The sequence below is a fragment of the Acinetobacter sp. CS-2 genome, from assembly GCF_016599715.1.
GTDB lineage: Bacteria > Pseudomonadota > Gammaproteobacteria > Pseudomonadales > Moraxellaceae > Acinetobacter.
On the sequence record NZ_CP067019.1, the window covers coordinates 2795977 to 2815541 of the forward strand.

Sequence of the window (19565 nt, forward strand, 5' to 3'; positions counted from 1 at the left end):
GCTTTTTTTAGCATGATCAATTAATGATACCAACCGAACAGTTTAAAAATATACGGCGCATAGGTCACAATCAGTAAAGACGGGAACAGCACCATAATCGGTAGCAACCAACGTTCATAACGGTAATAAAACTTGGTGTATTTGACCTTTGCTTCCGCATCGGCAGCACGAACCTCATCATCACCTACCGACATTCGGGTCAGCAGATGATTCAGCGCCACAGGCGGAGAGACATAGCCCAATTCAAATGCAACCAGTACAATCATCCAGAAATGGATGGGATGAATACCATTTTCATAAGCTACCGGTGCAATGGTGGCAGCCACCAGAATGACCGCGCCAAACGGATCTGTCGTCATACCGACAATTGCCAGCAACAGTGCAATAAAGGCCAGTGAAATATAGATATTGCCAAGATGCGTTGGCAATAATTCAACCACTTCACTACGTTCAATCAGACCGCCTACACTTGCAGACAAAGCCATCAGGATAATCAGTGCACCAATATGTCCAACGGTTTCTGCTGAAGCAAACCACATGGAATGGGCAAAGCCGCGTGATTTTTCTCCCCCATGCGGTGTATGTTCGCGCATAAAGGTCGACTGTTTTTCATGTTCCAGGGTTAAAGCTGCATGACGGTCTGGTGGTGTCACAAAACGGTCACCCCACCATTTATCAAACATAATGTAAGCAATCAGGATTATCGGCAGAATCACCGGAGCAGTGAATTCATCCATTTGAGTATCCAGACCCATCGTATACATTAAAATGACAACAACAGTAATCACGATATAAGGAATCACCGGCACAATGGCTTTTAACATGCCCGGTACCGCCACTTTAGGCGAGTTCACACGGAAACGTGTTTCCGCAAGATAAAGTGATACCCCCAGGAAAATCAAAGCGGTCAACCAGAAGACATAAATACCATGATCAAACAGCTCATCTGAAGTTACATGTCGGCTATCGAGCATGGAAATCAGAATCACCAGCAAGCAGGGACGAATCACCACCCCCAGCGAGCCAGACATGGCGGAAACAGCCAGGGCATATTGACGGCGTGAACCCGAATTCCATACTTCCTTATAAATGATCGCACCTGCTGCCACAACAAAAATCCCGGAAGCACCGGTATAGGCCGTTGGAATCGCAGCGGCAATCAAAATCAGCCAGGTCAGGGTTTCAGGGGCCAAATTCCACGGACGTAAAATACCGAGGAATAAATCCATCACCCGAGTTTGGGTCAATAGCATACCCGCCCAGATAAACAGTGCCAGGTTTAAGAAAATGCCAGAGAATTCCACCAGAATTCCGAGGTAAATCCCTTGCCCCATTGGATAATCCATGACAAAGGTAAAAACAATCCCGGTCACTAATGCCATGTAGGCATATAAAGGTACACTCAGTAAAGCCAGCCCCAGATTGCCCTTAGCTTCCTGTTTGGCCACGGGAGGTTTAAAGAGTTGTAACAGACTGATCAGAGTTAAGCTAATAAATAGGAAAATCCACAGCCAGTAAACCGTCAGTGTTTCATAAGTCGAAGTCACACCTGAGTTGATAATGGAATGGTATTGGCTGAGTACCGATGCTGTCAGCAGACCATTACCCAATGCCATAAACAGGGCATAAACACGATAATCCAGCTTGGTGGTTGGAGCACGTAAGCCAATATGATGAAACTTGACTGAAGCAGTGATTGCGGCAACCACAACCATCAGCAATAAAATAATGACACGATTTTCAGTACCAAATTTAAAAATACCAAAGAATGAGGTTTCTAGGGTACGGTAAGTTCTTATCGTTGGATGATCATCCATATATTGAATGGCTTTGTCATAGAACTGATACTTTTCCTGGCACTGTTGCTGCCCTGCCAGAACCGAAGCCCGTACATCTGCTTCCGATGTAGTCCCGAAAATATCGGCGAACTCATCATTGGCATTGGCTTTCATTTGTTTTTGTACTTGCGCATCAATATCCGGATGTAAGTCACAGCTTGGCTTGGCAGGTTCTGCACGTAAAAAAGAATATTGCATGCCAATGTCTTCATTGCCATACAAACGTTCACCCACACGTAATAGCTGACCATGAATCATCTCACCAGTACCGATGATGAGTGTGAGTAAAAGTAGTAATAGAATGACAAAAGTCGAGATCCACTCTGTCCATATATAACGTAACAGACCTAGTCCTGATCTGCTGTTTTCATCATTTTGCATGTGCATTCCTATTTTTTCTTTTAATCATTGCTACAACTTCAGCAATGCTACTTTCCTTTTCTGAATAGAAAACATCCTTTCTCTATTCAATCTATTTATTCTTATCAACAAATTTGCATTAACTCGATATCAATGAAAATGACAATATGTATTTTCTTTTCTGTTTTAAATGTCAATCTTGCCACTATTCAACAAAATATTCCCATAAAACATAAGCCAAAGCGATGACGACTCCTCCAATCACCCCCAATAAATGTGCTTCAACCAAGACTGGACTACCAATCAGTTCCGCTGTACCGACACTGCCTACCGTATTTTCCCAAAGCAATTTTCCCAGAATCAGGCACAACACCAAGGCAGCAAAATTGCGCTCTTTTCTATACAACAGATGTACACAGGCAACGGTGACATACGCCCCGTGCAAGACTCCAGACAGGCCGGCATAAGCTTCTATATCCGGAAAAAAATAATAAAAACACAGACTGATAAATGGCGGAAGTAATAAAAGTAAAGCAACGAAATGCCAGATTTTGACGCGTGGAAAGATGAAAGGTAAACAGGCAAAAGCCAGCATATTGAGCAGATAATGAATCCATCCCACATGTACCCAATGGGCAGTCCATAAACGCCAGAATTCTTTAAATAAATCAGCTTGCCAATAAATAAATGAGTCTGCAAAAACTTGAAGGCATGCCGAAAAAGACATTACAAATGCAATAAAAATAATCTTTTGCATCAGAAACGGGTTTTTCATTGGCATGCCCCCCAGTTTAGAAATAACGGATTAAAAATAAAACATCACTCCAACCCATCTTGTCTTATATTCTCTTTCATACCGTCCAATTTAAGAGGATGCAGCAGTCTCATTTTCAGTAAATAAATCATCCAGTTCTGCAGAACTATCCTGATCATCCCAGAAACGTTGCATACCATCATCACTGGAGCGGATGCCAGTATGTTCAGTCCAGTAACGGTCTGAAATCCCCTGCACCATATTTTGCGCCATACTGTCTACCAGTCTGAACTGTGGATTAACCGGTTTTTCTTCAGAGCGGGCTGTGGCAAATGCTTTCAGTGCATCACGAATCTTGGCATCATCGCCACTGGCTTGAGCTGCGACCGCATACAGGGCATGTGACAAGCGTACACCTTTTTGTTCACCCAGTTGCACCGACTGTTTTAAAGTCTGATAAGGATCGGGCTTACCATCTCCCGCACCTGGCAACAAGGTCCAAATGACTGCACGTGCAGCTTCTGGCGCACCCCAGAATTTTGCATTATCCAGGCACACCATGCCACGTTCTACAACGGCAGCAATATCTTTCGGCACATTGACGGCACCGCCAGAATTAATGTCATTGGTCATGGCCTGTAAGCCACTGATCATTCCCATTAAATATACCGTTTGATCGAGGTCACTTTTCATTCTTGGGCACCCATCACCTAGGGCCTTGTTATATTTTGTTGCCCAACGCTTTTCTAATAGCTGGTAGCCTGCATACTGACGCTGTGCGGCAATGGCAGCCCAGCGTTTTTGCTGGATACGGGCATCTTGTGCTTCTGAAACTTGCCCCGCTTTAGAGGCGCGTAAATAATGCAATTCTGCTTCCAATGCCTGATTTTCAGCACAAATTCCTGATGAAGCATATAAAAGAACCGCAATACGGGTTGGGTCTGCACCCATATCTTTGGTGGACATAATAGCAGGCGTTAAGGCATTGCCTGAATTGCACGCCATATCGGCATCATCCATGGCCAAGATAGGCGGTACAATATGTTTCTCACTAAAACCCAGGGCAATGTTTGCCCCTGATTTAACCACTTGAGAACAACCTGATAATAAAGAACCTGTAACGATAATGACTGCCATACCCTGGCATATTTTTTGGACTTGCGACATTTTCCTGTCCTCTATAATTGTGTTTATGTCCATAGCACCTAAACATAGCAGATGCAAAATTTGAATAAAAGAGTATTCACTCTAATTTGGTTTGCTACTGTGCCACGAAATGACGTACGGAAAATTGACTGTATTCCATCAAGTTAAAAATTTTGGGCAAAAAAAAGTAGCATTGCGACGGTTCGGCACATGCTACTTATCAAGGGGTCAAAGCCTAACGGCTTTCATGTTGTGCAAATCGATCCTTCAGCACTGTTCCTAGTCGTCCAATAACAATCGCCAAAACAATTGCTATCACCAGAAACATCCAAGTTGGAATCACCATGATGATTTCCTCAGTTGCTGTTGGTAGTTTTAATTTACATTTAGCTGAAATAATTCACTGGAAAAATTGTCTGACAATTGCAACATTTGTGATTTTTCTCATCCAACTGTCTTACAAAGAACAAAAAATATAACTATATATTTGATTATAAATAATTTAATTAAAATAAATTTTATACAACTGTCTAACAATTAGCTTAATTTAGCCAGTTTTTTCAGTGCTTTCCATTGCTTAAAAGGCAATTGATCAACCCAAATCAAGAGTGGCTTCTCCTGAAAATGCTGGAAATACACCACAATATAAAGCTGATGATCAATCAAATGACTAACCGACACACGTTTAACCTGTTGCGATTTTAAATGCGACAGTGACCATTCACGTGCATGCAAATGTTCCAGACAGATCGGTTGAGGGACTTTCAAGCCATAGGCATAGGTCAGCACACCCAACAAAATACACAGCAACCATAACCATGCTGGCAAGAGCTGCTGCAAAAGTACAATGAGTAAAGTAAAAACAGTCAGCTGAAATACAAATGCCAGACGGCTGCGTTTCAGCTGAAAACAACGGTTAGCCATGAACGTAATGTTTCAACTTGGCAATCAAGGCTCTCATTTCCGGACGTGGCGGTTCAGACACTTCCATAAACCAATCTAACAGATCTGGGTCCTCTTGCGCGACCAACTCAGCAAAAGTTTCTTTCTCTGCTGCATCTGCCTGTAGATAATAATTTTTTACATAAGGGTCAAAATAAACATCAATCTCTTTTAAACCGCGACGAGCACGATAAATGACTTTGCGTTCTTCCAAGCTGATTTCTTCGCTCATAGCTAGCTCCCCAACAGTGTGAAATTTTTTGCTAGTTTACCCTATCCATCCCCTCTATTTCGAGCCATTTGCCCGAATTGACCAAATTCATCATTTTATCTGTACATTTGAGCATTCATCTCATTGTCGCTTATGCCTCAATCTTTTAATTTTTATCAAACAACATATTTCTAGATGGACACAATAATAATGCAATCAGCTGCGATCCGACCTTTAGCCAATATGCTGCCCCGTCATTTGTTTAATGCAGAACATGAAGCTTTCCGTGAAACGGTACGCAAATTTTATGAAAAGGAAGTGGTTCCCAATACTGCCAGATATGAACAGCAACAGCATGTCGACCGGGATTTGTGGAACAAGGCCGGTGCACTGGGCTTACTTTGTGCCACCATGCCGGAACAATACGGAGGTTCGGGTGTAGACCGTCTTTACAGTATGATCCTGATTGAAGAACAGGCTTATGCCATGGATTCATCCACAGGCTTTTCGCTACATTCGGATATTGTGGCCAATTACATCTGCAATTTTGGCAATGAGAAGCAGAAGTCAAATTGGCTCCCCAAAATGGCTTCGGGTGAAACAGTGACTGCAATTGCCATGACCGAACCCGGAACTGGATCTAACCTGCAAGCAGTACGTACCTCTGCTATTTTAGATGGCAGTGATTATGTCATCAATGGTTCCAAAATTTTTATCACCAATGGTTACCTGTGTGACATGGTGATTGTGGTCTGCAAAACGGGCAGCAGTGATAAAGGTTCAGCCAACCTGTCCTTAATCATGGTTGAGGCAGATCGTGCCGGTTTCAGTAAAGGCGAACCTTTAAATAAAATCGGCATGAAAGGACAAGATACCTGTGAATTGTTCTTTGATAATGTCCGCGTGCCCAAAGAAAATTTACTCGGTATGGAAGGTATGGGATTTATAATGCTGATGAAAGAACTGGCATGGGAGCGCATGTTGGTCGCCATCATTTGTCAGGCGGGAGCCGAAGCAGCATTCGCGCATACCGTGCAATACACCAAACAGCGACAAGCTTTCGGCAAGCCGATCAGTGCTTTTCAAAATACCCGCTTTAAACTGGCAGAATTACGCACTGAAATTGATTTCTGTCGTGCTTATTTAGACCGTTGTATGGAATTACAGCTTGAAGAAAAATTGGGTATTGATGCAGCTGCTGCTGCGAAGTACAAAATTTCCGAAATGTTTTCTAAAGTCGTGGATGAATGCCTACAGCTGCATGGCGGTTATGGCTACATGATGGAATACCCGATTGCACGCGCCTATATTGATAACCGTGCCAATCGCATTTACGCTGGTACCAATGAAATCATGAAAGAATTGATTTCACGTTCGCTATAATCAACATTTATTTCTATGCCGGTTCAATGCTTGGTGCTCTATCTGTAGCAGCTTGCAGCAGAATAAAAGCTGACAACTTGAACCCATAATTCAATAGGTATAAAAGAGGGAGCATTACTGCTCCCTCTTCAAAAAATAATGAAATTCAATTATGAGACTAAACGCGGTGTCGCACTTTTCTTATCTTGTTGCTCACGTTTATGAAATTTAAGCACACCATCATCAAAGCGTGCATGCTTTAATTGTTTACGGTCAGCCAGATAATTATTGGATACACTCCAAGGTACATGCTTGCCCTGCTTCGGCATCACATCAGCAGCACGGGCAATATAACCTGAAGTCAGACTACCCATCACCGTATCTTCCATCAGCTCGGTCGCATCGCCTTTTGGGATCACTTCATCATAGCCATTTTTGTCCATATAATTGATCATACGACAGATATAATCTGCTGCAATATCGACTTTCAGCGTCCAGGATGCATTGATATAGCCAATAATCATCGCCATGTTCGGCACATCACTGACCATGATGCCCTGATACAGCATATGTTGAGAGGTATTCATCGGCTTGCCATCAATCGTGGCCTGAATCCCACCTAAAATTTGAATATTCAAACCTGTTGCAGAAACAATAATTTCCGCATCCAAATGTTTACCAGACTTTAACTGAATACCCATTTCAGTAAATTTTTCAATTTGATCCGTTTCAACTGAAGCACGGCCTTCACGCAGAATTTTAAACAGATCACCATCCGGTACCACACATAAACGCTGATCCCAAGGTTCATAGTTCGGGGTAAAGTGTTTCATATCCACCTTACCTTTAAGCTGAAACTGCACTGACTTCAGCAACAGTGTTTTCAGCAGTTTCGGCTGTTTCTGTGCCAGAGCATAAATACCGCGTTGCATACCAATATTACGTGCACGCGTTAATTTATAGGCCAGATCTTCCGGTAAGATCTTACGCATTTTGTCATAGACCAGATCAATTGACGGCACAGAGGCAATATAGGTTGGGGAGCGTTGCAGCATGGTGACATGCGCTGCACCACCTTTCGCCATGGCTGGCACTAAGGTAATCGCTGTGGCTCCACTACCAATAATTACGACCTTTTTACCAGAATAATCTAGCTGCTCAGGCCAATGTTGCGGATGAATAAACTCGCCTTTAAATTCAGACTGATTTGGAAATTCAGGTTGGAACCCCTGATCGTAATTATAATAACCTGTGCAACCTAAAACAAAATTGGTCACCCAGGTTTGCTTTTTTTGAGCTGCATCTTCAATTTCAACCACCCACTTTTTAGTAGCCGAATTATAATTCGCCGCCAAAACCCGATGCTGAAAATGGATTTTATTTTTAAGCTGATACTCGTCAATCACTTCAGATAAATAATTTTTGATGGATGGACCATCCGCCAAGACGCTGTCTTTTTGCCACGGCTTAAAATTAAAACCAAAGGTCGACATATCTGAATCGGAGCGGATTCCCGGATATTTGAATAAATCCCAAGTTCCGCCAAAACTTTCACGACGCTCAATAATTTCAAACTGGCGTTGTGGGCAATTTTTCGAAAGATGAACAGCTAGACCAATACCCGAAATACCGGCACCGACAATCAACACATCAATATGTTTTTCCATGTTCTTTTTATAACCTGTTTAAGCTTTATTTTATTAAACCATAAAATTGACAATACTCAATGTCAAGTTTGTATGAAAGTCATAAAAAATATGTCAGTTCAGGACAAAAGTTGTAAGCGTCCGCTGAACACACCTTCTGAATTCATCCTATAAGCCTTAATTTAGTCCCCACTTAGAAACAAGTGGGGACTAAAATTTATGACTACAAATCATCAGACATCCATCGCATCTCTTGCGAAAAAACGAAGAACATACAGTGCTGAATTTAAACAGCAGATCGTTCAGGCTTGTAAAGCACCGGACGTTTCAATTGCTTCAGTCGCTTTGCAACATGGATTGAATACAAATCTTGTATCCAAATGGATTCGCTTAATTGATGCTAAGCCAGGGAGTGATCGCTCACCACTACCGAATAAACCTGCATTTATTGCCTTATCTTGCTCTGCACCATTAGATCCTACTCCTACTGACATGTTAAAAGTTCAAATTACTTTACCCCACTCAAAAGCAGAAATTGGCTTGAAATGGCAAGTATCAGAAATACCTGCCTTGGCAAAATTACTCAAGGTGCTGGCAACATGATCCGTATCGATGAAATCTGGCTTTCTACCCAACCTCTGGATATGCGAGCAGGGATGGATACTGTCATGGCTCAGGTGGTGAGAGCCTTTGGCTACATTAAACCGCATTGTGCTTACCTGTTCTGTAATAAACGTGGCCATCGCATGAAAGTGCTGGTACATGATGGACTGGGCATCTGGCTGTGTGCCCGGCGGCTGGAACAGGGAAAATTCCACTGGGCTAAAGTTCACCAGGGTGAAAGCGTAGCTCTCAACCCGGAACAGTTACAGGCATTAATCCAGGGTTTGCCTTGGCAGCGCATTGGACGACAGCAGGTGGTCACGATGCTCTAAACCAAGCTCGGCTATTCTGCCATCCTCCAAACGTTCTATTTCATTCTTCTCATGACCTCAGGCATACTGCGGTCATGAATACGCTGCCAGATTTAAGCCAACTGACCCATGAACAACTGCTGGAATTCACCCGGCAGTTGGCGATGCAGCATCAACAACTCGCAGAAGATAAACAACAATTAGATGCTCAAGTTCAACATCTGGAAGTATCAAATCAACAATTAGATGCCAAAGTTCAACATCTTGAAGTCACCAATCAGCAATTAGATTCTAAAGTTCAGCATCTTTCTATTCTCAATCAAAAATACGAGCATGAACTGGCGCTGTTTAAACAGCATAAATTCGGCAGTAAAAACGAACATCTCACCGCAAAACAAATCCATCTGTGGGATGAGGCGGTCGAAGAAGATATCGCAGCCGTTGATCTGGAATTAGAACGATTAAATGCAGATAAAACCCATGCAGCGACACAGAAAGCCACAGTCAACAAACCTAAACGTCGACTGCTGCCAGATCATCTACACACCATCCGTATTGAGCATGAACCTGCATCAACCCAATGCAGTTGTGGCTGCCAGTTACGTCGTATCGGCGAAGATATCAGTGAAAAACTGCATTTCAGACCGGCACAGTTCTATAAGGAACAGCATGTGCGTGGTAAATGGGTCTGTGATCAGTGTGACACCCTGACTCAGCAAGCGATGCCCGCCTATGTGATTGATAAAGGCATTGCTTCACCTGAACTGCTCAGCCATGTGTTGGTATCGAAGTATGCCGATCATTTACCGCTGTACCGTCAACGTCTGATCTATCAGCGGGCGGGTATTGATTTATCCAGATCAACGTTATCTGACTGGATAGGTCGCTGCGGTGTGGAACTGGAACCTCTGGCTAATGCCTTAAAAGAGGTGGTACTGCAACAGCAGGTGCTGCATGCAGATGAAACACCGGTCACCATCATGCGGATGGGTGAGAATGAGAAAAAACCGAAGAAAGGTTATGTCTGGGCCTATGCCACCACACAGTACAATCCAGTTCAAGCGGTGATCTATGACTTTCAGGATAGCCGTTCAGGTCAGCATGCTGAAGAGTTCCTGAATGGCTGGCAGGGTCATCTGGTTTGTGATGATTACAGTGGTTATAAAGCACGCTTTAAATCAGGCCAGGTCATTGAGGTGGGCTGCATGGCCCATGCACGTCGTAAATTCCATGAACTGCATGTAACTGGGAAAAGTCAGGTCGCTGAACAGGCATTAGTGCTGATTCAGAAACTGTATGCGATAGAAGCCGAACTCAGGAAAAAGACCGATGGTACAGCAGAACACCGCCGCGAATACCGGCAACAGCATAGTCAACCGGTGATGCAACAACTATATGAATGGCTCAACCAACATCATCTGACGGTGCCATCGAGTTCTCCCACCGCTCGGGCGATCAACTACAGCCTAAAACGTTGGGAGGCCTTAAGCCGCTATCTGGATGATGGCAATCTACCGATTGACAATAACTGGATTGAGAACCAAATGCGTCCCTGGGCGTTGGGGCGTAAGAACTGGCTGTTTGCTGGCTCGCTGCGCAGTGGTCAGCGAGCGGCGAATATCATGACTTTAATCCAGTCAGCAAAGCTGAATGGCTTGGATCCGTATGCCTATTTAAGTGATGTGCTGAAAAGGTTACCGACACATAAAGTGACCCAAATAGAAGAATTACTGCCACACCGGTGGCAACCCGACCAAAATTAAAAAATAGGTATGGGGTTCAGCGGACGCTTACCAAAAGTTTAAATTATCAGAGAATTAAAAATCATCAGGCATAAAAAAGACCGGTGAAACACCGGTCTTTTTTAAAACAACTGAAGCTCTTCTTGCGAAATTAGTTAACTTCGCGATCTACTAGCTCAACGTAAGCCATCGGTGCAGCATCACCTGCACGGAAGCCCGCTTTAAGAACACGTAGATAACCGCCGTTACGTTCTTTGTAACGAGGGCCAAGAACGGTAAATAATTTACCAACAGTTGCTGCTGAACGAGTACGAGCAAACGCCAAACGACGGTTTGCAACAGTATCGTTTTTAGCTAAAGTGATTAAAGGCTCAGCTACACGACGTAACTCTTTAGCTTTAGGCACAGTTGTTTTAATCAACTCGTGCTCGAACAAAGAGTTAGCCATGTTTTGGAACATCGCTTTACGATGACTGCTTGTACGGCCTAATTTCACACCACTATTACGATGACGCATGGTGATAGTCCTACTTAATTAACGGCTACGATAGGCAAAACGGTCGTCCATACGGAGACTAGCTGGTGGCCAGTTCTCTAAACGCATGCCGAGTTGTAAGCCTTTAGAAGCCAGAACATCTTTGATTTCAGTTAACGATTTTTTACCGAGGTTAGGAGTTTTTAACAACTCCACTTCAGTACGTTGAACCAAATCACCGATGTAGTAAATATTTTCTGCTTTCAAACAGTTAGCAGAACGAACAGTAAGCTCTAGATCATCTACTGGACGAAGCAAGATTGGATCCACTTCTTCGCGAGGCTCTTGAGCAACAGGAGCTTGATCTTTCTGAAGATCAACAAAAATTGCAATTTGTTGTTGCAAGATTGTTGCCGCTTTACGGATTGCTTCTTCAGGATCAACTGTACCGTTTGTTTCAAGATCAATGATCAGTTTATCAAGGTCAGTACGTTGTTCTACACGTGCATTTTCTACTGTATAAGACACACGTTTGATTGGGCTATAAGAAGCATCTAACTGTAAGCGACCCACAGGGCGAGTCTCGCCTTCTGGGAAACGTGAGTCAGAAGTTTCATAACCACGACCTTGAGAAACTTTCAGGCGCATTTTTAAATTGCCTGAAGCACTTAAAGTGCCGATCAAATGCTCAGGGTTTACCACTTCAACATTATGAGGTAAACGAAGATCAGCGGCTGTTACATCGCCTGGACCTTGTTTTTCTAATGTCAAATATGCTTCGTTTTGATCGAACAGCTTAATCGACAATCCTTTTAGGTTCAGCAAGAGCTCGACGATGTCCTGCTGCAAGCCTTCCAAGGTACTGTACTCGTGCTCAACCCCTTCTATTTCAACTTCAACCACAGCAGCGCCAGGTAAAGAAGAAAGAAGGATACGACGTAAAGCATTACCAAGAGTATGACCAAAGCCACGCTCTAATGGTTCCAGAATCACTTTTGCCGAGGTCCCGCTAGCCGCTTCGACCTTGATCGCTTGCGGAGTTAGAAACTCATTTGCAGTACGCGTCATTATTGCTACCTCAAGGATTATTTAGAATACAATTCTACAATCAAGCTTTCGTTGATTTCAGCAGGTAAATCAGAACGATCCGGTGCAGCTTTAAACGTACCTTCTAGTTTTGAATGGTCAACTTCCATCCAAGAAGGAATACCACGTTGAGCAGCCAATTCAATTGCGCCTTTAATACGCAATTGTTGTTTAGCACCTTCGTGAACTGCGATTACATCGCCAGCTTTAACTTGGATAGACGCGATGTTAACACGACGACCATTCAAAGTAATGCTACGGTGAGATACAAGCTGACGAGCTTCTGCACGTGTAGAACCAAAACCCATGCGATAAACTACGTTATCAAGGCGGCTTTCAAGCAGTTTCAACAAGTTTTCACCTGTTGCGCCTTTAACACGAGCAGCTTCTTTATAGTAGTTACTAAATTGACGTTCTAACACACCGTACATACGACGTACTTTTTGTTTTTCACGTAATTGTAGTGAGTACTCAGATTGTTTGCTGCCACGAGCCCCGCCATGTTGGCCAGGTGCTTTAGCATGTTTTTTTGTCTTAACGTCAAATGGTTTAACGCCAGATTTTAATTGCAGGTCTGTCCCTTCGCGGCGAGAGAGTTTGCATTTTGGACCAATATAACGAGCCATGAATGATTCTCCTTACACACGACGTTTTTTAGGTGGACGACAACCGTTGTGCGGGATTGGCGTCACATCGGTAATGCTGTTAATTTTATAACCCACTGCACCTAAAGCACGAACCGCAGACTCACGACCAGGACCAGGACCTTTTACAAGGACATCCAAGTTTTTCAAACCGTAATCCAAAGCTGCTTTACCAGCAACTTCAGCAGCTACCTGAGCAGCAAACGGAGTTGATTTACGTGATCCACGGAAGCCTTGTCCACCTGAAGTGGCCCAAGCCAGTGCATTACCTTGACGATCGGTAATAGTCACAATGGTGTTATTAAAAGAAGCGTGAATGTGTGCAACACCTTCAGAGACGGTACGAGTGACCTTCTTGCGTGTGCGAGTATCTTTAGCCATCTTTTAGCTTCCAGAAATCTTATTTCTTAATAGGTTTGCGCGGACCTTTACGGGTACGTGCGTTAGTTTTGGTGCGTTGTCCACGGACAGGCAAGCTGCGACGATGACGAAGACCGCGGTAGCAGCCTAAATCCATTAAACGTTTAATGTTCATGGAAATTTCGCGACGTAAATCACCTTCGGTTGGAACCTTGGTAATTTCTGCACGAATCGCATCAAGCTGAGCATCATCCAATTCACGGATCTTAGTAGTTGGTGCAATACCAGCAGCAGCTAAGATGTTCTTAGCAGTGTGGCGACCGATACCAAAAATATACGTGAGGGAGATAACAGCATGCTTGTTATCCGGAATGTTTACACCGGCAATACGAGCCATTCACTTTCTCCAAAAAGGCAGTAGAGATAATCAACCGCCCCACAAATATCTTGAGGGGCGGATAATAACCTAATTAGCCTACTGAAATCAACAGGTCTTGATCAGATTAACCTTGACGCTGCTTATGACGAGGTTCAGCGCTACAAATCACGCGGATAACCCCATTACGACGGATAACTTTACAGCTACCACAAATTTTTTTAACAGAAGCTTGTACTTTCATGATGAAACCTCAAGTGCGCTTATCCTTTAGGATGAGCAGTCGTTTTTCTCATTAACGTTTGATTGTCATATTGGTGCGAAGTGAGATGGGCTTGTAGCTGAGCCATAAAGTCCATCACAACAACCACTACGATCAGCAAAGATGTACCACCCAAATGGAATGGAATACCAAAAGAACTTTGCAGAATCATTGGCATCAAACAGATGACCGTAATATAAATTGCACCAATGAATGTCAAACGATTAAGAATATGATCTAAGTAACGAGCAGTTTGCTCACCTGGGCGAATACCAGGTACATAAGCTCCGCTGCGTTTCAAGTTCTCTGATACTTCTTTAGGACTGAACACAAGTGCAGTATAGAAATAACAGAAAAAGATAATTAACGCACCGAAGAGCACCAAATACAAAGGTTGTCCAGGCGATAATACCAATGCCAAATCTTGTAGGCTACGCTTTACGATTCCTGCATTTGGATCAGAACTACCCAACCATTGACCTAAACTTGCAGGGAACAGCAATAATGAACTCGCAAAAATTGCTGGAATAACCCCCGCCATATTCAATTTCAATGGCAAATGTGTCTGCTGTGCAGTAAATACGCGACGCCCTTGTTGCTTTTGAGCATAGTTAACCGGTATACGACGTTGTGCCTTTTCAATAAATACAATCGCAGCAAGAACCGCAACTGAAAGTAATGCAAATACAGCCAGACCAATTAAGCTCGATTGACCATTATCCACCGAAGTGAATGCTTGAATTACAATATTTGGCAAACCAGCAACGATACCTGCAAAAATGATCATAGAGATCCCATTACCAACACCACGTTCGGTAATTTGCTCTCCCAACCACATTAAGAACATAGTGCCTGCAACCAATGAAGTTACAGCAGGAATGTAAAAAGCCAGTCCTGAGGTCAAGGTAATTCCTTGGCTAATCAGACCAGCACACATACCCACACCTTGTACCAATGCAAGTAATAACGTGCCGTAACGCGTATACTGATTAATCTTACGCTTACCCTGCTCGCCTTCTTTCTTTAACGCTTCCAGCGAAGGAACGACTGTTGACATCAACTGCACGATAATCGATGCAGAGATATATGGCATGATTCCCAACGCAAGAATTGACATTCGCTCTAATGCTCCACCAGAGAACATATTAAACAAACCTAAGAAAGTACCTTCATTAGCTTTGAAAAAACGTTCTAAAGCGACATTATCAATACCCGGCAGCGGAATATGTGCTCCTAGTCGAAAGACCAGTAATGCGCCAATCAAAAACATTAATCGACGAATAATTTCACGATATTTCACATGAAATGGCTGGCCTTTCATCATGTTGACATGACCTGAAGAACTAGGAGACATAGACACTAGCGATTACTCCTCGACTTTACCGCCAGCAGCTTCAACAGCAGCTTTAGCGCCTTTAGTCAAAGCAACACCTTGTACAGTGAATGCACGAGTAATATCACCAGAAAGTACGATACGAGCACGAGTCATATCTTTACGTACAACATTGGCAGCTTTTAAAGTTTCAAGTGAAATGATATCACCTTCAACTTTAGCAAGCTCTGATAAACGTACTTCAGCAGTTTTTAAAGCAAGTTGGCTAGTGAAGCCGAATTTAGGTAAACGACGATATAACGCAGTTTGACCACCTTCGAAACCTGGACGTACGCCACCGCTCTTACGTGATTTTTGACCTTTGACACCACGGCCACCAGTCTTACCAACGCCAGAACCGATACCACGGCCTAAACGAAGGTTTTCACGTTTAGCACCTTCTGCAGGTGCAATAGTATTTAAACGCAGAGTCATGGCTTATTCCTCTACACTAACCATATAGTAGACTTGGTTGATCATACCGCGGTTAGAAGGCGTATCTTGCACTTCTACAGTATGACCAATACGACGCAGACCTAAACCTTTAAGGCTAAGCTTGTGATTTTTCAAGCGGTGCGCAGAAGATTTAGTCTGGGTAACTTTAATCGTTTTCATGATTGATTACCCTTGAATTTGTTCTACTGAAAGACCACGTTTCGCAGCGACTTTCTCAGGAGAAGTCATGTCACGCAAACCTTTAAAAGTTGCGTTCACTACGTTAGCAGCGTTTGTAGAACCATAGCATTTTGTCAATACGTTATGTACGCCAACAGCTTCTAGAACTGCACGCATAGCACCACCAGCAATTACACCAGTACCTTCAGAAGCAGGTTGCATGTAAACGCGGCTTGCACCATGACGAGCATTAATAGGGTGTTGTACAGTACCGTTAACAAGCTCAACAGTAATCATGTTACGACGTGCAGCTTCAAGTGCTTTAGAAATAGCAGCTGGAACTTCACGTGCTTTACCACGACCAAAACCTACGCGACCATTACCATCACCCACAACAGTTAGTGCTGTGAAAGAGAAGATACGACCACCCTTAACAACTTTGGCTACACGATCAACGGCAACCAGCTTTTCAACAAGACCTTCGTTTTGTTCAACTTTAGCCATGATTAGAACTCCAAGCCGTTTTCACGAGCAGCATCAGCCAAGGCTTTGATACGACCATGATATTTGAAACCAGAACGGTCAAATGCAACTTTAGTTACGCCAGCTGCTTTCGCACGTTCTGCAATTAAAGCACCCACTTTTTGAGCCGCATCAACGTTACCAGTTGTACCAGCACGTAAAGTAGCATCTAAAGTTGAAGCTTGAGCTAAAACTTTGCCACCATCTGCTGAGATAACTTGAGCATAGATGTGACGCGGTGTGCGGTTTACACACAAGCGAGTCGCACCCAATGCACGAATGTGCAAGCGTGTGCTTTTCGCACGACGCAAACGGGATTGTTTCTTTTCGTTCATAAGAACCTCGCGCCTTATTTCTTCTTAGCTTCTTTACGAAGTACAACTTCGTCAGAATAACGAACACCTTTACCTTTATAAGGCTCTGGTGGACGGTAACCACGGATATCTGCAGCAACTTGACCTAAAGCTGCTTTATCAGCAGATTTAAGAATGATTTCAGTCGCTGTAGGAGTTTCAGCAGTTACACCTTCTGGAAGGTTGTAATCAATCGGGTGAGAGAAACCAAGGTTAAGGTTAACAACGTTACCTTTAACCGCAGCTTTATAACCAACACCGATAAGTTGTAACTTGCGTTCGAAACCTTCGCTAACACCTTTTACAAGGTTGTTTAACACAGCGCGAGCAGTACCAGCTTGCATCCAAGCGTCTTTCGACTCAGCTTTAGGAGCAATTTGAAGTTGACCTTCTTCCTGTTTTAGCTCGACCAGCGCATGCAGGTTGAAAGACAATGTACCTTTGCTGCCTTTCACTTCGACCTGCCGGCCGTTCTGAGTAACTGTTACACCGTTAGGTACAGTTACTGGGGCTTTAGCCACACGAGACATGAGGAATCACCTATTAAGAAACAAAAGCAATAACTTCACCACCGATGCCCGCAGCACGTGCAGCGCGATCAGTCATGATGCCTTTGCTTGTAGAAACAATTGCAATACCCAAACCTTGCTTAACGCTAGGAAGTGCATCTTTACCGCGATACTGACGTAGACCTGGACGGCTTACACGTTTCACAGTTTCGATAACTGGTTTGCCTTCAAAATATTTTAACGTAAGTGTTAAAGTTGGTTTGCCTTCAGCATCTGCAACTTCTACGTTTGAAATATAACCTTCTTGTTGAAGTACGTTTGCAATTGCAACCTTCAACTTAGAATTTGGCATAGAAACAGTTTGTTTCTTTGCCATTTGTGCGTTACGAACACGGGTTAACATGTCGGCAACGGTATCTTGCATACTCATTTATAGTGCTCCTTACCAGCTTGCCTTAACAACGCCCGGTACATCACCTTGCATTACTGTATCGCGTAATTTGTTACGGCTTAAACCGAACTTACGGAAGTAACCATGAGGACGACCAGTTAAACCACAACGGTTACGTAGACGTACTGGAGACGCATTACGTGGTAATGCCTGTAACTTCATCATCGCATCGAAACGTTCTTCGTCGCTCGCATTTACATTTGCAATCGTAGCCTTTAATTCAGCACGTTTTGCAGCAAATTTAGCAACTGTTTTTTCGCGTTTCAATTCGCGATTAATCATACCTTTCTTAGCCATATCGACCTCTTATTTGAACGGGAAGCCGAATGCACGCATAAGCGCACGGCCTTCGTCATCGGTGCGAGCAGTCGTAGTAATGGTAATATCCATACCACGAATACGATCAATCTTATCGAAATCGATTTCAGGGAACATGATTTGTTCCTTCAAACCCATCGAATAGTTACCACGACCATCAAATGATTTCGCAGAAAAACCGCGGAAGTCACGAATACGAGGGATCGCGATAGAGATCAAACGGTCTAAGAATTCGTACATTTGTTCGCCGCGTAAAGTAACTTTACAACCAATCGGCCAACCATCACGGATTTTGAAACCAGCGATTGATTTGCGAGCTAGAGTAAGAACTGGTTTTTGACCAGCAATCGCTTGCATATCAGAAAGAGCGCCATCTAACAATTTCTTGTCAGCTGATGCTGCACCAACACCCATATTAATGGTGATTTTAGTGATGCGAGGAATCTCCATCACATTTTTAACGCCCAATTGCTCTTGTAACTGAGCTTTAAGTACGTCGTTGTAACGTGTTTTAAGTCTGGCCATTGCCTATTTCAACCTATTACTTCGCTACCGCCACTGATTCACCGTTAGATTTATAAACGCGAGTTTTCACGCCTTCAATCGTTTGGTAACCAACACGGTCAGCCTTTTGGGTTGTAGCATTAAAAATTGCCACGTTTGAGATATGAAGCTCAGCTTCTTGAGTTACGATGCCGCCTTCAGCGCCAGTAGCTCGGTTAGGCTTTTGATGCTTCTTCACCAAGTTAAGGCCTTCAACCTTAACGCGGTCATTAGAAACTGACAACACAGTACCCTGTTTGCCTTTTTCTTTACCTGCGATCACAATTACTTGATCGCCTTTTTTAATCTTAGCCATGAGTGCCTCTTATAGAACTTCAGGAGCCAATGAAATGATTTTCATGAACTGTTCAGTACGAAGTTCACGAGTCACTGGTCCGAAAATACGAGTTGCAATCGGCGCTTTGTTGTTGTTCAAAATTACAGCAGCGTTATCGTCGAAACGAATCACTGAACCGTCTGGACGACGGATACCAAATTTTGTACGTACAACTACAGCATTCATCACGTCACCTTTTTTAACACGTGCGCGTGGAATAGCTTCTTTTACAGTAACTTTAATAATGTCGCCAACAGAAGCATAACGACGATGTGAACCACCAAGTACTTTAATACATTGTACGCGGCGAGCACCACTGTTGTCTGCTACGTCGAGCATACTTTCGGTTTGAATCATTGCCCTACTCCAAAACCGAGCATCACCGGTCACATTTCGAAAGGCTCAAAGAGTACTCGAAATTAACCGA

The 19565-nt window shown here is 43.4% G+C and carries 27 protein-coding genes; 4 read left to right on the forward strand and 23 right to left on the reverse strand.

The genetic code is table 11. From position 1 onward, the window contains the following. Positions 1-20 precede the first annotated feature (20 nt). The 5 genes from JFY49_RS13720 to JFY49_RS13740 all read right to left on the reverse strand — a co-directional run bounded on the left by JFY49_RS13720 (position 21) and on the right by JFY49_RS13740 (position 5272). The gene (locus JFY49_RS13720; protein WP_200223224.1) at positions 21-2219 is read right to left on the reverse strand and encodes a TRAP transporter large permease subunit; all 2199 of its coding nucleotides are present in this window, start codon (positions 2217-2219) and stop codon (positions 21-23) included. 184 nt (positions 2220-2403) lie between these two features. Beyond that, positions 2404-2973: a rhombosortase gene (gene rrtA, locus JFY49_RS13725; RefSeq protein WP_086195754.1), complete on the reverse strand. Its 570-nt coding sequence runs from the start codon at positions 2971-2973 to the stop codon at positions 2404-2406. 90 nt (positions 2974-3063) lie between these two features. Continuing rightward, a complete protein-coding gene (locus JFY49_RS13730) occupies positions 3064-4119 on the reverse strand; it encodes a hypothetical protein (protein WP_200223225.1) in 1056 nt (351 codons plus the stop codon). A 516-nt stretch (positions 4120-4635) separates the two neighbouring features. After that, entirely contained in the window at positions 4636-5022 is a 387-nt protein-coding gene (locus JFY49_RS13735) for a hypothetical protein (RefSeq protein WP_200223226.1), read from the reverse strand. After that, a complete protein-coding gene (locus JFY49_RS13740) occupies positions 5015-5272 on the reverse strand; it encodes a succinate dehydrogenase assembly factor 2 (RefSeq protein ID WP_086195757.1) in 258 nt (85 codons plus the stop codon). Before JFY49_RS13740 ends, JFY49_RS13735 begins: the two co-directional genes overlap by 8 nt. A gap of 189 nt (positions 5273-5461) precedes the next feature. Between JFY49_RS13740 and JFY49_RS13745 the strand changes: the two genes are divergently transcribed. Continuing rightward, complete coding sequence (locus JFY49_RS13745) at positions 5462-6634, forward strand: acyl-CoA dehydrogenase family protein (protein WP_200223228.1); 1173 nt, start codon at positions 5462-5464, stop codon at positions 6632-6634. A gap of 149 nt (positions 6635-6783) precedes the next feature. On the opposite strand, the gene JFY49_RS13750 is transcribed toward JFY49_RS13745, so the two are convergent. Next, the gene (locus tag JFY49_RS13750) at positions 6784-8280 is read right to left on the reverse strand and encodes a flavin-containing monooxygenase (RefSeq protein ID WP_200223229.1); all 1497 of its coding nucleotides are present in this window, start codon (positions 8278-8280) and stop codon (positions 6784-6786) included. 198 nt (positions 8281-8478) lie between these two features. Here JFY49_RS13750 and tnpA point away from each other — a divergent pair, with 198 nt between their 5' ends. From tnpA to tnpC, 3 genes are all read left to right on the forward strand, one after another. Then, positions 8479-8862 (forward strand): IS66-like element accessory protein TnpA, encoded by a 384-nt coding sequence (tnpA, locus tag JFY49_RS13755; RefSeq protein ID WP_200223181.1) that lies wholly within the window; start codon positions 8479-8481, stop codon positions 8860-8862. After that, entirely contained in the window at positions 8859-9194 is a 336-nt protein-coding gene (gene tnpB, locus JFY49_RS13760; protein WP_004828548.1) for an IS66 family insertion sequence element accessory protein TnpB, read from the forward strand. The genes tnpA and tnpB overlap by 4 nt, the downstream gene beginning before the upstream one ends. Positions 9195-9268: 74 nt before the next feature. Continuing rightward, complete coding sequence (tnpC, locus tag JFY49_RS13765; protein WP_200223180.1) at positions 9269-10936, forward strand: IS66 family transposase; 1668 nt, start codon at positions 9269-9271, stop codon at positions 10934-10936. A gap of 130 nt (positions 10937-11066) precedes the next feature. On the opposite strand, the gene rplQ is transcribed toward tnpC, so the two are convergent. From rplQ to rplN, 17 genes are all read right to left on the reverse strand, one after another. Next, positions 11067-11432: a 50S ribosomal protein L17 gene (rplQ, locus tag JFY49_RS13770; RefSeq protein ID WP_004281488.1), complete on the reverse strand. Its 366-nt coding sequence runs from the start codon at positions 11430-11432 to the stop codon at positions 11067-11069. 18 nt (positions 11433-11450) lie between these two features. Further along, positions 11451-12458 carry a DNA-directed RNA polymerase subunit alpha gene (locus JFY49_RS13775; RefSeq protein ID WP_004869497.1) on the reverse strand — a complete coding sequence of 336 codons (1008 nt, stop codon included), beginning with the start codon at positions 12456-12458 and terminating at the stop codon, positions 11451-11453. A 17-nt stretch (positions 12459-12475) separates the two neighbouring features. Then, a complete protein-coding gene (gene rpsD / locus JFY49_RS13780) occupies positions 12476-13102 on the reverse strand; it encodes a 30S ribosomal protein S4 (RefSeq protein ID WP_086195760.1) in 627 nt (208 codons plus the stop codon). Between the two features lie 12 nt (positions 13103-13114). After that, positions 13115-13501: a 30S ribosomal protein S11 gene (gene rpsK, locus JFY49_RS13785; protein ID WP_001040166.1), complete on the reverse strand. Its 387-nt coding sequence runs from the start codon at positions 13499-13501 to the stop codon at positions 13115-13117. A 19-nt stretch (positions 13502-13520) separates the two neighbouring features. Next, the gene (gene rpsM, locus JFY49_RS13790) at positions 13521-13877 is read right to left on the reverse strand and encodes a 30S ribosomal protein S13 (RefSeq protein ID WP_086174447.1); all 357 of its coding nucleotides are present in this window, start codon (positions 13875-13877) and stop codon (positions 13521-13523) included. Positions 13878-13983: 106 nt separating this feature from the next. Continuing rightward, complete coding sequence (gene rpmJ / locus JFY49_RS13795) at positions 13984-14100, reverse strand: 50S ribosomal protein L36 (RefSeq protein WP_000867907.1); 117 nt, start codon at positions 14098-14100, stop codon at positions 13984-13986. A gap of 19 nt (positions 14101-14119) precedes the next feature. Further along, the gene (gene secY, locus JFY49_RS13800; RefSeq protein ID WP_171263179.1) at positions 14120-15439 is read right to left on the reverse strand and encodes a preprotein translocase subunit SecY; all 1320 of its coding nucleotides are present in this window, start codon (positions 15437-15439) and stop codon (positions 14120-14122) included. A 45-nt stretch (positions 15440-15484) separates the two neighbouring features. Further along, positions 15485-15925 carry a 50S ribosomal protein L15 gene (rplO, locus tag JFY49_RS13805; RefSeq protein WP_086195762.1) on the reverse strand — a complete coding sequence of 147 codons (441 nt, stop codon included), beginning with the start codon at positions 15923-15925 and terminating at the stop codon, positions 15485-15487. Between the two features lie 3 nt (positions 15926-15928). Then, positions 15929-16105, reverse strand: a complete 177-nt coding sequence (rpmD, locus tag JFY49_RS13810; RefSeq protein ID WP_067762901.1) for a 50S ribosomal protein L30 — start codon at positions 16103-16105, stop codon at positions 15929-15931. 6 nt (positions 16106-16111) lie between these two features. Beyond that, the gene (rpsE, locus tag JFY49_RS13815) at positions 16112-16609 is read right to left on the reverse strand and encodes a 30S ribosomal protein S5 (protein WP_086195763.1); all 498 of its coding nucleotides are present in this window, start codon (positions 16607-16609) and stop codon (positions 16112-16114) included. A gap of 2 nt (positions 16610-16611) precedes the next feature. Next, on the reverse strand, positions 16612-16962 hold the full coding sequence (gene rplR, locus JFY49_RS13820) for a 50S ribosomal protein L18 (RefSeq protein WP_086195764.1): 351 nt from the start codon (positions 16960-16962) through the stop codon (positions 16612-16614). Positions 16963-16976: 14 nt separating this feature from the next. Beyond that, entirely contained in the window at positions 16977-17510 is a 534-nt protein-coding gene (gene rplF / locus JFY49_RS13825; protein ID WP_086195765.1) for a 50S ribosomal protein L6, read from the reverse strand. Positions 17511-17523: 13 nt separating this feature from the next. Beyond that, complete coding sequence (gene rpsH / locus JFY49_RS13830; RefSeq protein ID WP_086195766.1) at positions 17524-17919, reverse strand: 30S ribosomal protein S8; 396 nt, start codon at positions 17917-17919, stop codon at positions 17524-17526. Positions 17920-17931: 12 nt separating this feature from the next. Further along, positions 17932-18237 carry a 30S ribosomal protein S14 gene (rpsN, locus tag JFY49_RS13835; RefSeq protein WP_086174452.1) on the reverse strand — a complete coding sequence of 102 codons (306 nt, stop codon included), beginning with the start codon at positions 18235-18237 and terminating at the stop codon, positions 17932-17934. 9 nt (positions 18238-18246) lie between these two features. After that, positions 18247-18783 (reverse strand): 50S ribosomal protein L5, encoded by a 537-nt coding sequence (rplE, locus tag JFY49_RS13840; protein ID WP_086195767.1) that lies wholly within the window; start codon positions 18781-18783, stop codon positions 18247-18249. Positions 18784-18799: 16 nt separating this feature from the next. Continuing rightward, positions 18800-19117 (reverse strand): 50S ribosomal protein L24, encoded by a 318-nt coding sequence (rplX, locus tag JFY49_RS13845; RefSeq protein ID WP_086195768.1) that lies wholly within the window; start codon positions 19115-19117, stop codon positions 18800-18802. A gap of 9 nt (positions 19118-19126) precedes the next feature. Continuing rightward, entirely contained in the window at positions 19127-19495 is a 369-nt protein-coding gene (gene rplN / locus JFY49_RS13850; RefSeq protein ID WP_004657680.1) for a 50S ribosomal protein L14, read from the reverse strand. Between the last annotated feature and the right edge of the window lie 70 nt (positions 19496-19565).